The following is a 14,079-nucleotide window of genomic DNA, read 5'->3' as shown; positions in this document are numbered from 1 at the left end:
TTTTAAGCCTAACTCTTTTCGAAAAAATACCTATCGATCAATTGGTTAAAAATACCGATGTGCAAATAACCATGTCGAACAATAATAACCAACTGAATCTATTCAATTAAATCTCCGGACACTTCTGGTTCTATTTAATAAAATGCGTAAGAATATGCCTACATATTGGCGGATTATATTTGAAATAATTCATATACACTTACTCAATCAGAGTTTATTCAATAGTATTTGATATGGCCCACCCAGACTTCATCAATGAGAATATATTCGATACAATTCACGAAACAAGAGTCAGTGCTTATCTGACGTGCGGTTTCGTCGCTATGGCTGTTTTACTGGTGGATTTTATGACACCGCTTGGCGTAGCGAGTGGTGTTCCCTATGTTGCTGTCGTGTTGCTCTCGTTAAAATCGCCTGAAAAGCGCTTTACCCTAATCGTTGCTTCCATCTGCACCATTCTGGTAGGGGTTGGATATCTTGGATCACCGCCGAGCGATATCCCGGCATATCAAGTTTTTGCAAACCGCACAATGGCAATATTGGTGATCTGGGTAACAGCGATATTGGCATTAATACAAAGAAATAAAGTATATGAATTGCACCAAGAGCGATTGAAGCGCATACAGTCAATTAAAGAAGCTGAAATAAGGGAAGAAAAGTTAAAGGTTTTAAAAGCTACGATGCGAACAGTACAAGATATCACCGGTAATTTCTTAAATAATTTACACTGTTTTAAGTTTGAAATTGAGACAAATAAAACACTGTCACCCGAATCCGTGAAGAAGCTTGATGCGCTTATCCAAGATACGTCGCTGCGCATTGATAAACTGGGTAATTTGGATGAGATACGTGAAAAAAGAATGGCGGGTGATATGATAGGTATAGATTATGAGCATCCTGGAAAGGATGAGGATACAATCAGCAAAAAATAATGAGTGCTGTGAAATTAGTGAGAGGATGAACAATGTTAGGGCAGGGATCTGGCGGAAATGTATTGGCAGCAGTTTGTAGTTTCTTTATACCAGGGTTGGGTCAACTGGTTCAGGGGCGTTTATTGCCAGCATTTTTGTTTTTTGTAATCGTTGGCGTGGGATACTTTTTTGCTGTGCTGATTATTCCTGCAGTAATTGGTGGAATTTTTCATCTATGGTCAATTATTGATGCGGCCCGATTCACTGGACCTGCTTAATTTGGATTTGCAATTTGTGCAGGTAGTTTTCATCTGACCAGTGAATCTGTTCTGTATTTCTGGTATAGCGGAGATACAGTTTCAAAGGTAATCGGTAGTTTTAACTTCTGCTGAATACTTCCAAAAAATCTTCAATAGTCTTGTTCCGGTTTGCTTTCATTCAATATAAATTGCATGATCCTAAATCATTTAAAGTGTTTCCACTTCCCTCAATACGAAGAAATAAATTACTTCAATCCGTAATCAGATAGAATTTAACGAGTATTCAAGAGCAATATCCTATTCTTATTTAATTTTTATTTCATGTCCTCATTAAAACAAGCTTCACAAAAAGTTGGCTTTATTTCTCTTGGTTGCCCAAAGGCACTGGTGGATTCCGAACAAATATTGACTCAGTTACGTGCCGAAGGGTATGAAATATCGTCTTCATACGAAGACGCAGATTTGGTTGTTGTTAATACCTGCGGGTTTATTGATAGTGCGGTTGAAGAATCGCTGGATGCGATCGGTGAAGCGCTTGCCGAAAACGGGAAGGTAATTGTCACAGGGTGCCTGGGTGCGAAAGAGGATGGGGACGTGGTTAAAAAAGCCCATCCTCAGGTGCTGGCCGTAACCGGACCTCATGCTCTGCCGGAAGTGATGTCTGCTATTCATACCCATTTACCGCAACCGCACGACCCTTTTACCAGCTTGGTGCCGCCACAAGGAATCCGCTTAACGCCCAAACATTACGCGTATATCAAAATTTCTGAAGGCTGCAATCACCGCTGTACGTTCTGTATTATTCCTTCGATGCGCGGTGATTTGGTAAGCCGGCCGATTCATCAGGTGATGCAGGAAGCGGAGCATCTGGTGAATGCCGGTGTGAAGGAACTTTTGATCATTTCACAAGATACTAGCGCGTATGGCGTAGACGTAAAATATCGCACAGGTTTTTGGCAGGGCAGGCCGATTAAAACCCGCTTGACCGAGCTTGCGCAAGCATTGGGTACATTAGGAGTTTGGGTGCGCATGCATTATGTTTATCCTTACCCGCATGTCGACGAAGTGATCCCGCTCATGGCGGAAGGCAAAATACTGCCGTATCTGGATGTGCCGTTTCAGCATGCAAATCCACGGATCCTGAAAGCTATGAAACGACCCGCCAATGCTGAGAATAATTTGGCACGCATTCAGCAATGGCGCAAAATTTGTCCTGACATCACACTACGCAGCACCTTTATCGTTGGTTTTCCGGGTGAAACTGAAGCGGAGTTCGAAGAATTATTGGCCTTTTTGCAGGAAGCGCAATTAGATCGTGTCGGGTGTTTTACCTATTCACCGGTTGAAGGCGCAGCAGCCAATCAACTAGCTGATCCTGTGCCGGAAGCAATCAAGGAGGAGCGCCGTGCACGTTTTATGCAATTGCAGGAAGAAATCAGCTGCCAACGTTTGGCAGCGAAAGTTGGCCGAAAGATGATGGTTATGGTGGATGAACTCGCTGAGGATCAGGTGATTGCAAGAAGTAACGCAGATGCGCCTGAAATTGATGGATTGGTATATGTGGACAAGGCGGGTCACGTTCAACCTGGAGATTTTATTGAAGTTGAAATTACTGATTCGGATACGCATGATTTGTATGCCGTTGCATTAAACCTTGACGCTCCAGCAGGTCATTGAACATGGCAATTTGAATGTATCTATGAATAAATAAGGTAATCCCCCGACCAAGCTTCTGATGAGTGCGATGCGTACCATCAATCGATAAAACCAGTGCGTGGCGGTATGGATGGATTTTCTGTTCTATCCGTTTGAATGAACATTGGATGATGCTTCGCGCAAAACGCAGGGTTTTTCACTGATTGCCGGAGAAATAGATTGGTGCCGGTATTTTGCCATGGATTGTAGTTTTATTCTCTTTTCCATGTGCTGTTTACAAAACCAAGATACCAATGCTTTTGTTTAGAAAATTAAAAACCCCTGAACAAATGCTTATTCAGGGGTTCCTTAAACTAAAGTTTGAAGCTAATAGCTTAGCGCACCTTCTGCTTACGAATCGAGAAACCTATCAAACCAAGCCCAATTAACATCATGGCATAGGTTTCTGGTTCTGGAACGGCACTTACGCCGATAACAAAGTCATCCCAATCACCCAGACGACTACTGCCTGCGCTATCGTTATAGCCTAGAACATATTGGTATGTGGTGGAACCGATGAGCATGTTTGTTCCAATCAGTCCAATTGAGGTGCCGGTATCCCATGTTCCACCGTTGAATGCGAATTTTCCAGAATTACCTTCAAACTTGAAATTTAACGGTCCAGTCGCGCTCACCAATGAACTGACCGATGTTCCAATCGGATTGGATTCGAGCAGCGTGGTGCCTCCTAAAATGTCATAAAACTTATCGGTAAAACCGGATTCTTGGCCGAGAAAGGTGTAGGTTACCGTTTGTGAGCCAGGGCCTGTGTAATCGAGGTGACCGATACTCAACGATGAGCCGACGGGTAGGGTGGCAAAACCCCCGATGTTAAATGCTTCGGTTCGAGTTACTGTATCTGTTGGCACGAACGTAAGCCCTGCATTAGCAGCACCGCCCGCAATCAGCAAAGCTGCAGCAATAATTGTTTGTTGCATGAGAAATTTTGTCTTCATTTTTACACCTCAAAAGGAATTATTAATAAAGCTACCATGTGATCCATTTCAATAGAGCCACTCTTTTTGACACTTGATTCATTACACTTTTGATGCAATATTCTTGAGTGACTTCATCATAATTCTTAGAACCGCTTAATGCCATAGTCAATTAATCCTTATTTATTAGTAGCTTTGTGTTGGTAGCTTTGTGTTAGTACCTTTGTCCCGGCTAATAGGGTAATGCATCAACAGAGTGGGAAAATTAAGAGATGTGGGCTGCGTGATGGGATTAATTTGCGAAATTCAAGTGCTGGTAGCGCATCTGCTATTGCAGAAACAAATGACTTTAAATCACAAACAAAACCGGTAAAGGTGACAACTGGAGGCGTGTCGTAGAGAAATTTTTAGGCAATCTGGAGTAGGAAGTAAACACAAGAGAAATTATTCGATTAAACATAAAACAAGTGAAGATGTCATATCCATCGGCGAACCGATTCCAAATATCTGGCATATTCATCACCGAACTTAGTCAGTAAAGCATTTTCTTCAGGAATGATCTGGAATCGATTCATACACAAAATAAACAGCGGCAACAGCAAGGCCGATAGAATGTTTGCTAGAAACATTCCCCAGCCCGCAAGTATTAGAAAGAAACCTAAATACATGGGATTTCGACTCAACTTATAGACACCCCTGTTGACAATGGATGTGGTTAAGCCTGGTGTCATTGGATTTACTGTTGTTTTAGCTGAAATGAATGTAACAGCACCGGCGATAATCAACGCAAACCCCACAATCAATAACATCAACGCCACCCATTCTCTACCTGGAATTTGTACGCATGCCCAGGAGCTCATCCGTGCAACAAACCATATTGTGAGCGCAAATAAGAGCACCAGAGCTACTGGTGGAATTTTAAGTTCGAGACGATGCATGGAAATAGTTTTTCTAGGATGATGCATCAATTTCAGATGATTTAGATTGAGTGCTTCGCGATAATTTCCCCCAATAATAACCGGCAAGTATGCCTATGACCCAACTGAAAACAACAAGAATTGGCATCAAGTGCGAACCATTCGTATCGCGAAATTGGGAAATCAATATGCCAAGCGGTGCTGCGCCAATAAATATAAAAGCGCAAGACCCTATGGATCCTTTACTCCAGCGAAACACACCATAGGACAGAAGCAAGAAAGGCAACATCATGATTAATTGAACGTGCCAAGCTATGCCGCTCCAGAGCAGTCCGAAGCCGAGAAACGATAATAGAAAACCGCCTATCAAGGTCGTTAGAATAATAAACATAGCTTTCCAATTACTACGATGATTTGATCCCTCTTTCATTTTCAATCCTCACTTTATTTTGTGCTGGTTTTTACTTTGCAACAACCCAATTCCGAATACTGCCATGCCAATAGAAACCAAAGGATTCAGTAAATTCAGTAGAGCATACGGTGCATAGTCCAATGTGGGGATTCCAAGGGTCGCAGCATAGAAGGTGCCGGCGGTAGTCCAGGGGATAAGTCCTGTGGTCAGCGTGGAGCCTTCTTCTACCGAACGCGATAACACGGCTTTATCCAATCCGCGCTCCCGATATGCACTTTTAAATAGCTGACAATTCAGGATAATCGAGATATAAGCTTCCCCCATTGCCATATTGCCAATCAATCCGGATGCGATGGTTGTAGCGATGAGTGTGCTGATTCGTCGAATGCGAGCGATGATGTGCACCAACAGCACACGGAGAAAACCGGCATGATGCAGAATCCCGCCGAGTGCCAATGCCATGATGGATAACAATAATGTCCACGCCATGCTGTAAATACCGCCACGCCCGAGCAAAGCATCGATACTTCCAATCCCGGTAGTGCCCGCCGAATTTAGCCAGAGCGCATTGATCACATCAACGCTTTCCCTGCTTTGATAAACAATGGCGATCAACATGGCCAGTGCAATACTGCACGTCATGCTGACTTCTGCAGCATAGCGTTTGATGCTTAAGCCAAACATCAGTAACAAGGGCAGCAATGTTACCCACAGATTTAGCTGGTAAGCCCCCGCTAATGCTGCGCGGATTTCATCAATATGATCTCTCGGCAGTGCGTTGTCACCATATTGCATACCCCAAAAAATGAAAATTCCCAGAACAATGAGGAATGTAGGAATGGTAGTGTAGAGCATGGCGCCGATATGCCGGTAAAGATTTGTTCCAGCGCTCATGGCCGCCAGATTGGTCGTATCGGAAATCGGCGATAATTTATCACCAAAAGTGGCTCCAGAGACGATCATGCCGGCCACGAGCGGTAACGGAATGCCTATCGCATCACCAATACCCATCAATACTACCCCGACCGTTCCAACGGTTCCCCAGGATGTACCGGTGGCAATCGACATAAAGCTGCACAAGATCAATCCAGTTGCCAGAAATATAGTAGGACTGAGCAGGTCTATGCCGTAATACAGCAGACTCGCAATGGTGCCGCTTTGCATGAAGCTGGCTATGACCATGCCGATTAGCAGAAAAATATAAATGGCCGACAGCGCCTTGGTGATACCGTCATCCATCATGTGCCGGATATCGATAAACGAATAACCCAACCAACGCGCTTGCAAACTGACCCAAACCAGTGCCAGGAAAATGATCGCATGAATGCTAGCTTCATACACAAACAGACCGAGCGAAATCAGTAAAAATACGCCGACAAAGCAAATGGCTGCATGTAATAATGAAGGCTGCCGCTTGGCAATCAGTAATGCTTCTAGAGGGGAATCGTTTTCTGCCATTGGATCTCTACTTTTTTGCTCCATCCTCAAACAATGCCGCTAATTCTCCATAACCCATCGCGTGTAGATCTTCTTTTTTAATAAACTTTAATGCAGCAGAGTTTATACAATAGCGCATCCCGGTGGGCGGCGGACCATCGTTGAAAACATGGCCTAAATGACTGTCTGCATAGCGGCTGCGGGTTTCCGTGCGCGGGATACATAGTTCATAATCACTTTTGAGCTGAATAGCCTGTTCATTAATCGGTTGGTAAAAACTGGGCCAGCCGGTACCCGAATCAAATTTATGAATCGACGCAAACAACGGTTCGCCCGATACAATATCAACATAAATCCCGGCGGCTTTATGGTCCCAGTATTCGTTTTGAAACGGTGGTTCGGTACCGGCATTTTGCGTCACCTGATACTGTAAAGTAGTCAAATCCGTTGCCAGTGACTCGGGATCTTTTTTAAAATTTTCGTAGGGATTCGCCATAGCGGATTCTCCTTATCAATAAAACAAGAACAAATTATTCAATATGAAATTTCATGGCACGATCACACATTTATCACAAAAAGGCCTGGGTGTTGTCAAGAACGATCAAAATAACCTATCTTATTTTGTTTATGGCACGTGGCCGGGGGATGCCGGTGAGTTTGAAATCATCGATAAACCGCTCAACAACAAAAAATTTGCCTATGCCAAATTGATTGCGCTCACTCACCCATCCGCACAAAGACAAATGCCAATATGCCCCTATGTTGGTTTGGTAGAAAATTCCTGCACCGGTTGTCCCTGGATGATTGCCGATTATACAAGCCAACTTGAGCAAAAACGGAATCGCTTTGTGTATGCCATGAAAAGAGCCGGATTTGATACTACCCAATTAAGCATCGGCTCCATTCATCCTGCGCCGCATTTGTACGGCTATCGCAATCGCTGCCAGATAAAAACAGACGGCGAGAAACTTGGTTTTGTGTCTGAGAATTCTTATCAGATCGCACCGATCGATGATTGTATTGTCCTGAATGAGCGCTGCCGGGATCTTTTAAAAACAGCCCTTCAGCAATTGCCCAATGATGTATGGCAAGCGGATTCCGACCACGACTGGCAGTTTATTGAGCTGGATGATGACATGCAAGCCGATGAAATCCGTATCAATCAGAAGCGTCCCTTCAAACAAGGCAACACGGCACAAAACGAGTGGATGCAAGTCTGGTTGCGGGAGAAACTTGCACATAATCCGCATTTGGGAAAAGTAGTGGAATTATTCTGTGGCTCAGGAAATTTCACGGAAATCATTGCCGAATCGAATTGCACAGCTATCATTGCTTACGAATCCGAGCCCGGTGCGATCCAGGCACTCAAAGCCAGGAATCTAGGCAAAGTAACTGCTCAGGTCACCGATCTTTTTAAATCTTCTGTCTGGAGCGATATTAGAAGAAACGTCTTCGATGCAGAAACTTTGGTACTCGATCCGCCCCGCTCAGGATTAAAGAAACACCACGGCTTTTTCGCAAGCCTCGCTGCTTTAAGAACAATTTACTATATCTCTTGTAACCCGGAAACTTTTGCGCGTGATGCCTGGTTTTTTAATCAAAATGGCTGGTCAATTACAGATATTCAACTGGTTGACTTGTTTCCCCACACTCCGCATATTGAAGCTTTGGTAGAGCTTAGGAAGTGATGGCAAGCACGGGCATGCGGACTCATGAATAGTTTATGAGGCAGCTGTAGAAGGCAGATTTGTTTTTATGTACATAGTGAAAAGCTGTTTTTCCAATCGATAGAAATATTCTGCGAATTCCAGCGATGTCAAAATACATACTTAGTTCTTCAACAGTGTTACAGGAATCATCAATGCGTTATAATCGCCCGCTTATTCCAACGATTGATCAAAAATAATGTTGCAAGGAATTAGTCTCGCATGTGTTCGTGGTGATCGCGAGCTTTTTAAGGATATCAATTTTTCTCTTGAGGCTGGCGGTTTAATGCAAGTGCGCGGTCCCAATGGCAGTGGCAAGACCAGTTTGTTGCGGATGCTATGTGGATTGTCAAACCCTGCCGCTGGTGAGATTCTCTGGAGTGGCACCTCAATTCGCTCCTTAAATGGCGACTATTTTGCAGCTATGACCTATATTGGTCATTTGAGTGGCACCAAAGATGATTTGACGGTAATTGAGAATTTGCGCATTTCAAGCGCGTTGGCGGGTTCTGAAATTAACGATGCTCAGGCAAGTGAAGCGCTCGGGTATATGGGCTTGGGTGGAAGAGAAGCATTGCCTGTCAAAGTTTTATCCCAAGGCCAGCGGCGTCGCGTAGCTTTAGCTCGTTTGCTTGTATCTAAAACCGCTTTATGGATTCTAGATGAGCCTTTAGTTGCATTGGATGTAATGGCAGTTAAATTGATTCAGGAGTTACTGGAGCAACATTTGAAGCAAGACGGTATGGTGGTAATGACGACGCACCAAGAAATTGATTTGACGGCAGCGTCAACAACGCAATTGCACTTGGCCTGATATGTTTATGTGGATAATTAAACGTGATCTTTTACTGGCTATGCGACGCCAATCGGATGTGTTAACGACTCTATTTTTTTTCATTATTGTAGTCAGTCTGTTTCCTTTAAGTGTTGGACCGGAAATGAGTATGTTGCGTACGATGGCGCCCGGTGTGGTATGGGTTGCAGCTTTACTGGCTTCAATGTTATCTCTCGGCAGAATGTTTTCGAATGATTATCTTGATGGCACATTGGAGCAAATGTTGTTGTCACCGCAATCGCTATCACTTTTGGTGCTTGGAAAAGCTTTGGCGCATTGGCTGGTAACCGGAGTGCCGTTGGTATTGATGGCGCCTGTATTAGGTATTCAATATGACTTGCCGGCTGAGGCGCTGTTTGTTTTAACTACCGCTTTATTGCTGGGTACTCCGGTTTTAAGCTTAATTGGCGCTATCGGCGCAGCATTGACGCTAGGATTGCGGGGAGGCGGTGTATTGGTTTCTTTATTAGTATTGCCTCTCTATATTCCTGTGCTGATTTTTGGTGCCGGTGCTGTTGAGGCGAATATGGCTGGAGTTGGTTTTGACGCACACTTGTCATTAATTGGTGCATTTCTCTTAGTATCGCTTGTTTTCGCGCCATGGGCAGCCGCTTCTTCCTTACGTGTTTCACTGGAATAGCGCTAGTATTTAGCTATAGTGTAATGCGCTTCGCATTTTAGCATCCTCCTAAATTTTTAAAAGATTTGTCCAACAGAAAAACGGAGTGCCGTCAGGCGATCAAGCGCCATCAGGATCATAACTATTCCGCGCAACCAGTCGATGGCAGCGATACGTTGCGTGCTTTTATCCAATTGAGTCACTCGTTCTTTTAGACAAAATCAAACAAATAATACAGCGCATTGAATATTTTCTTAATTGCAGCTAAAGCAAGACCAGATTATTTCTGTGAATGAGTTCCGGTTCATCAACATAACCCAGTATTGCTTCTATTTCATTGCTGGCTTGTTTTAGGATTTTTTGTGTTTCAACAGCGCTATAATTAATCAAGCCGCGGGCTATTTCCTTGCCTGCTTCATCGCGGCAAGATACGGCTTCTCCACGCTCGAATTCACCGTTGACGCTGATGACGCCAATGGGGAGTAGGCTTTTGCCATCGGCTGATAGCGCCTTCACGGCGCCTTGATCCAGGGTCACAGATCCGCGAACTTGTAAATAGTCGGCAAGCCATTGCTTACGTGCTGCCAATACCGGTATTTTGGCCAGGAAACGGGTGCCAATAGCCTCATCCTGGCTAAGGCGGACTAACACGTTGTCTTCATGACCTGATGCGACGATGGTATCCGCACCACTACGTGCCGCACGTTTGGCGGCGATTACTTTAGTTTGCATCCCGCCACGGCTGATACCACTGCCAACACCACCAGCCATTTTCTCAAGCGCGGGATCACCTGCATTTACTTCACTCAGTAATTTCGCATCCGGATTCTTGCGTGGATCGCTGGTAAATAAACCGGCCTGATCGGTCAGAATAATCAGCACATCGGCTTCAACCAGATTGGTGACCAGTGCCGCCAGGGTGTCATTATCGCCAAAACGAATTTCATCAATCGCGACGGTATCATTCTCATTAATGATAGGAATGATATTTAGTTTTAATAAAGTCGTCAGGGTTGAACGTGCGTTGAGATAACGTTTCCGGCTGGACAAGTCTTCATGGGTTAGAAGCACTTGGGCGGTTTGCAGGTCATACTCAGAAAAGCGGGATGCATAGGCTTGCGCCAGACCCATTTGCCCAACGGCAGCCGCAGCCTGCAATTCATACAACGCTGTGGGGCGGTTTTCCCAATTTAAACGTTGCATGCCTTCGGCGATTGCTCCCGAAGAGACCAGAATGATTTCCTTGCCCATTTGTTTGAGGTTTGCAATTTGTGCTGCCCAACAGGCCAGTGCGGCGTGGTCGAGTCCCTTGCCTTGATTGGTGACCAGGCTGCTGCCTACTTTAATGACAATACGGCGTGCTTGCTTTATCATGGATCAACGAACTCGTCCTCTGGAATCGGATTATCAGGCTGTGGCGGTAAATTCTGTTCCAGGTAATCCATGATGGCATAGGTTAGGGACTTGCAGCCTTCACCAGTTAATGCGGAAATAATAAAGTATTTACCTTCCCATTCTAATTTTTCAACAAATTGACTGCATAACTCGGCTCGATTTTCGGCTGGCATCATATCGGTTTTGTTCAATACCAGCCAACGCGGTTTTTGATAAAGGGATTCATCATATTTTTGCAACTCTTTGACCAATGCCCGGGCTTCATGAACAAGATCCGTGTCTTCATTCGGAGGCATCATATCGACGACATGAAGCAATAGCCGGGTGCGTGATAAATGCTTTAAGAAATGATGCCCTAACCCAACGCCCTCAGCGGCGCCTTCAATCAAGCCCGGGATATCAGCCATGACGAAACTTCGGTTCTGATCAATTCGTACCATACCCAGGTTAGGCTGCAAAGTAGTAAATGGATAATCGGCTACCTTGGGGCGTGCGGCAGATACGGCGCGTATGAGTGTGGATTTTCCAGCGTTCGGCATACCCAGCAAACCCACATCGGCGAGCACCTTGAGCTCCAGCTTCAGTTCAAATTCCTGCCCGGGTTCACCGTAGGTAAACTGACGCGGTGCACGGTTAGTACTGGATTTAAAGTGCAGATTACCAATCCCGCCTGCTCCGCCTTTGGCTAACAAAACCTTTTGTTGATCACGAACCAGATCAGCAACCGTTTCACCGGTATTGCTGTCTTTGATAAGTGTGCCTACAGGTACGCGCAGTACAATATCTTCAGCGCTTTTTCCATAGCGGTCGGAGCCTTGACCATTCTGGCCATTTTTGGCCCGATGGATACGCGCAAAACGATAGTCAATCAATGTGTTGATATTGCGATCCGCTATTGCGAATACGCTGCCACCGCGTCCGCCATCACCACCATCAGGCCCACCTCTGGGAATAAATTTCTCTCGCCGGAAACTTGCGACACCATCGCCACCTTTGCCGGCTAGTATCTGAATAATTGCTTCATCAATAAACTTCATAAATCCTGGTTGTCGCTTCCTATAATTCTTTTATGATCCTGCAAACAAAAAAGCCCCATCGATTTAGACAGGGCCTTTTGAAAGAATTTGGTACTTCGGTGCGGTTATGCTGGTATCACACTGACTACTTTTCGTTTTAGTACACCCTTGATACTAAAATTTACTTTTCCTGTAATTTTTGCAAACAAGGTATGATCTTTACCCATGCCAACATTTTCTCCAGGATGAACTTGGGTGCCACGTTGCCTGATAATAATCGATCCGGCTGGGATCAATTCACCACCATAGCGCTTGACTCCGAGCCGTTTTGAATGTGAATCACGTCCATTTCTGGAGCTTCCGCCTGCTTTCTTATGTGCCATCTAGTACTCCTTAAGCTGAAATACCGGTAATCTGTATTTCAGTGTAATTCTGCCGATGTCCCTGATGTTTCTGGTAGTGCTTGCGACGACGCATCTTGAAGATACGAATCTTGTCGTGACGGCCTTGACCCAGTACTGTTGCACTGACTTTGGCGCCATTGACAAGCGGCGTGCCCAAGGATATTTTATCCCCATCCGCAATCATTAATACTTGATCAATAATAAGCTCACTACCACTTTCTACTTCAAGTTGTTCCACCTTCAGTCTTTCACCCACTTTAATCCGATACTGCTTACCGCCGGTTTTTATGACCGCATACATATATTGACTCCATGCTTCCCTTTTACAGAACCGCGAATTATACATAAATAACCCTTGATTGTGGTGGAAAATTTCGAGCAATTTATCTTTATGCTTGACACTTGGGTGTTGTCATTCCTAACATAGCGTTTTCTACAAGGTAATATTGTGTCAATCGAATATATTAGAAGCTTCATTGCTCAAGACATGGACATCGTAGACGATGTCATCCGGGAGAAATTACATTCTCATGTTCTGCTGATTCGCCAAGTCAGTGAATACATCATCAATAGTGGAGGGAAACGTTTACGTCCTGCATTGGTGATTTTATCCGCTGGTGCTTTTGGTTATTCAGGGAAATTTCATTACAACCTCGCAGCTATTGTTGAATTTATTCATACGGCAACCTTGCTCCACGATGACGTCGTGGATGAATCTGATCTACGTCGAAATAGAGAAACAGCCAATGCATTGTTTGGAAATGCGGCCAGTGTTCTGGTAGGAGATTTTCTTTATTCCAGGGCCTTCCAGATGATGGTGGATGTTGACAATATGCGCGTCATGCAAGTATTGGCCGATGCGACGAATACGATTGCCGAAGGCGAGGTTTTACAGTTACTGAATTGCCGGGATCCACTGGTAACTGAAGAAAATTATCTGCGAGTTATTCGTTTTAAAACAGCCAAATTATTTGAAGCAGCCAGCCGGTTGGGCGCGATTCTGGGCAATGCCACACCGGAAGAAGAAGATGCGATGTCAATTTATGGTATGCATCTGGGCACTGCATTCCAGCTTATTGACGATATGCTCGACTACTCGGGCAATAATCAGGATACCGGTAAGAATTTAGGTGACGATCTGGCTGAAGGGAAACCTACACTGCCTTTGATCTATGCCATGCGAGTGGGAACCCCCGAGCAAGCAAGTATTATCCGTAAGGCAATTGAGGATGGCGGAAAAGATGGCTTTCAACCTGTTCTGGATGTCATTCGCGAAACAGCGGCCTTAGACTACGCTAAACAATGCGCTGCGGCTGAAATTGCAACTGCGATTGACGCAATAGCTTTCTTACCGGATTCAGAGAATAAAAAATGTCTTCTGCAATTAGCGAGCTTTTCTGTGACACGCAATCATTAATTAAGGGAAATTCCCGGACTGATTAACAGTTCTCGGAAGAAAACGATTTAAATGGAATGACTCTTTTTTACACAAGGGAGTCTTTTTAAACGTATATTGTCTTATTTGCAATACACTCAG

General features: G+C 44.6%; 16 protein-coding genes. 7 read left to right on the top strand and 9 right to left on the bottom strand.

Annotation, left to right across the window (positions count from 1 at the left end; translation table 11 throughout):
- The first annotated feature begins 323 nt into the window (after positions 1–323).
- The 3 genes from QZ942_RS07535 to rimO all read left to right on the top strand — a co-directional run bounded on the left by QZ942_RS07535 (position 324) and on the right by rimO (position 2,848).
- Positions 324–932 (top strand): hypothetical protein, encoded by a 609-nt coding sequence (locus tag QZ942_RS07535; protein ID WP_292994238.1) that lies wholly within the window; start codon positions 324–326, stop codon positions 930–932.
- Positions 933–964: 32 nt separating this feature from the next.
- Positions 965–1,189, top strand: a complete 225-nt coding sequence (locus QZ942_RS07530; RefSeq protein ID WP_292994236.1) for a hypothetical protein — start codon at positions 965–967, stop codon at positions 1,187–1,189.
- A 303-nt stretch (positions 1,190–1,492) separates the two neighbouring features.
- A complete protein-coding gene (gene rimO / locus QZ942_RS07525) occupies positions 1,493–2,848 on the top strand; it encodes a 30S ribosomal protein S12 methylthiotransferase RimO (protein ID WP_292994234.1) in 1,356 nt (451 codons plus the stop codon).
- A 353-nt stretch (positions 2,849–3,201) separates the two neighbouring features.
- Here the strand turns inward: rimO and QZ942_RS07520 are convergent, their stop codons facing one another.
- From QZ942_RS07520 to msrB, 5 genes are all read right to left on the bottom strand, one after another.
- Positions 3,202–3,822, bottom strand: a complete 621-nt coding sequence (locus QZ942_RS07520) for a PEP-CTERM sorting domain-containing protein (RefSeq protein WP_292994232.1) — start codon at positions 3,820–3,822, stop codon at positions 3,202–3,204.
- Positions 3,823–4,277: 455 nt separating this feature from the next.
- Positions 4,278–4,739 (bottom strand): isoprenylcysteine carboxylmethyltransferase family protein, encoded by a 462-nt coding sequence (locus QZ942_RS07515; RefSeq protein WP_292994230.1) that lies wholly within the window; start codon positions 4,737–4,739, stop codon positions 4,278–4,280.
- 13 nt (positions 4,740–4,752) lie between these two features.
- Positions 4,753–5,148 (bottom strand): lysophosphatidic acid receptor, encoded by a 396-nt coding sequence (locus QZ942_RS07510; protein WP_292994228.1) that lies wholly within the window; start codon positions 5,146–5,148, stop codon positions 4,753–4,755.
- Positions 5,149–5,157: 9 nt separating this feature from the next.
- A complete protein-coding gene (nhaC, locus tag QZ942_RS07505) occupies positions 5,158–6,588 on the bottom strand; it encodes a Na+/H+ antiporter NhaC (RefSeq protein WP_292994226.1) in 1,431 nt (476 codons plus the stop codon).
- A gap of 7 nt (positions 6,589–6,595) precedes the next feature.
- Positions 6,596–7,063: a peptide-methionine (R)-S-oxide reductase MsrB gene (gene msrB, locus QZ942_RS07500; RefSeq protein WP_292994224.1), complete on the bottom strand. Its 468-nt coding sequence runs from the start codon at positions 7,061–7,063 to the stop codon at positions 6,596–6,598.
- Positions 7,064–7,106: 43 nt separating this feature from the next.
- On the opposite strand from msrB, the gene QZ942_RS07495 reads away from it, so the two are divergent.
- From QZ942_RS07495 to ccmB, 3 genes are all read left to right on the top strand, one after another.
- Positions 7,107–8,255, top strand: coding sequence for an RNA methyltransferase (locus tag QZ942_RS07495; protein ID WP_292994222.1), 1,149 nt, complete (start codon positions 7,107–7,109; stop codon positions 8,253–8,255).
- 217 nt (positions 8,256–8,472) lie between these two features.
- Positions 8,473–9,087 (top strand): cytochrome c biogenesis heme-transporting ATPase CcmA, encoded by a 615-nt coding sequence (gene ccmA / locus QZ942_RS07490; protein ID WP_292994220.1) that lies wholly within the window; start codon positions 8,473–8,475, stop codon positions 9,085–9,087.
- 1 nt (position 9,088) lies between these two features.
- On the top strand, positions 9,089–9,748 hold the full coding sequence (ccmB, locus tag QZ942_RS07485) for a heme exporter protein CcmB (RefSeq protein ID WP_292994218.1): 660 nt from the start codon (positions 9,089–9,091) through the stop codon (positions 9,746–9,748).
- A 243-nt stretch (positions 9,749–9,991) separates the two neighbouring features.
- Here the strand turns inward: ccmB and proB are convergent, their stop codons facing one another.
- From proB to rplU, 4 genes are all read right to left on the bottom strand, one after another.
- Positions 9,992–11,101: a glutamate 5-kinase gene (proB, locus tag QZ942_RS07480; protein ID WP_292994216.1), complete on the bottom strand. Its 1,110-nt coding sequence runs from the start codon at positions 11,099–11,101 to the stop codon at positions 9,992–9,994.
- On the bottom strand, positions 11,098–12,159 hold the full coding sequence (gene cgtA / locus QZ942_RS07475; protein ID WP_292994214.1) for an Obg family GTPase CgtA: 1,062 nt from the start codon (positions 12,157–12,159) through the stop codon (positions 11,098–11,100). Before cgtA ends, proB begins: the two co-directional genes overlap by 4 nt.
- 104 nt (positions 12,160–12,263) lie before the next feature.
- Positions 12,264–12,521: a 50S ribosomal protein L27 gene (gene rpmA, locus QZ942_RS07470; protein WP_292994212.1), complete on the bottom strand. Its 258-nt coding sequence runs from the start codon at positions 12,519–12,521 to the stop codon at positions 12,264–12,266.
- A gap of 10 nt (positions 12,522–12,531) precedes the next feature.
- Entirely contained in the window at positions 12,532–12,843 is a 312-nt protein-coding gene (rplU, locus tag QZ942_RS07465; RefSeq protein ID WP_292994242.1) for a 50S ribosomal protein L21, read from the bottom strand.
- A 147-nt stretch (positions 12,844–12,990) separates the two neighbouring features.
- Between rplU and ispB the strand changes: the two genes are divergently transcribed.
- Positions 12,991–13,959: an octaprenyl diphosphate synthase gene (gene ispB, locus QZ942_RS07460; RefSeq protein ID WP_292994210.1), complete on the top strand. Its 969-nt coding sequence runs from the start codon at positions 12,991–12,993 to the stop codon at positions 13,957–13,959.
- The last annotated feature ends 120 nt before the right edge of the window (positions 13,960–14,079 follow it).

Origin of the sequence: Nitrosomonas sp., from assembly GCF_021731985.1 — a bacterium.
Taxonomy (GTDB): domain Bacteria; phylum Pseudomonadota; class Gammaproteobacteria; order Burkholderiales; family Nitrosomonadaceae; genus Nitrosomonas.
This window is presented reverse-complemented; position numbering and strand designations above follow the sequence as displayed.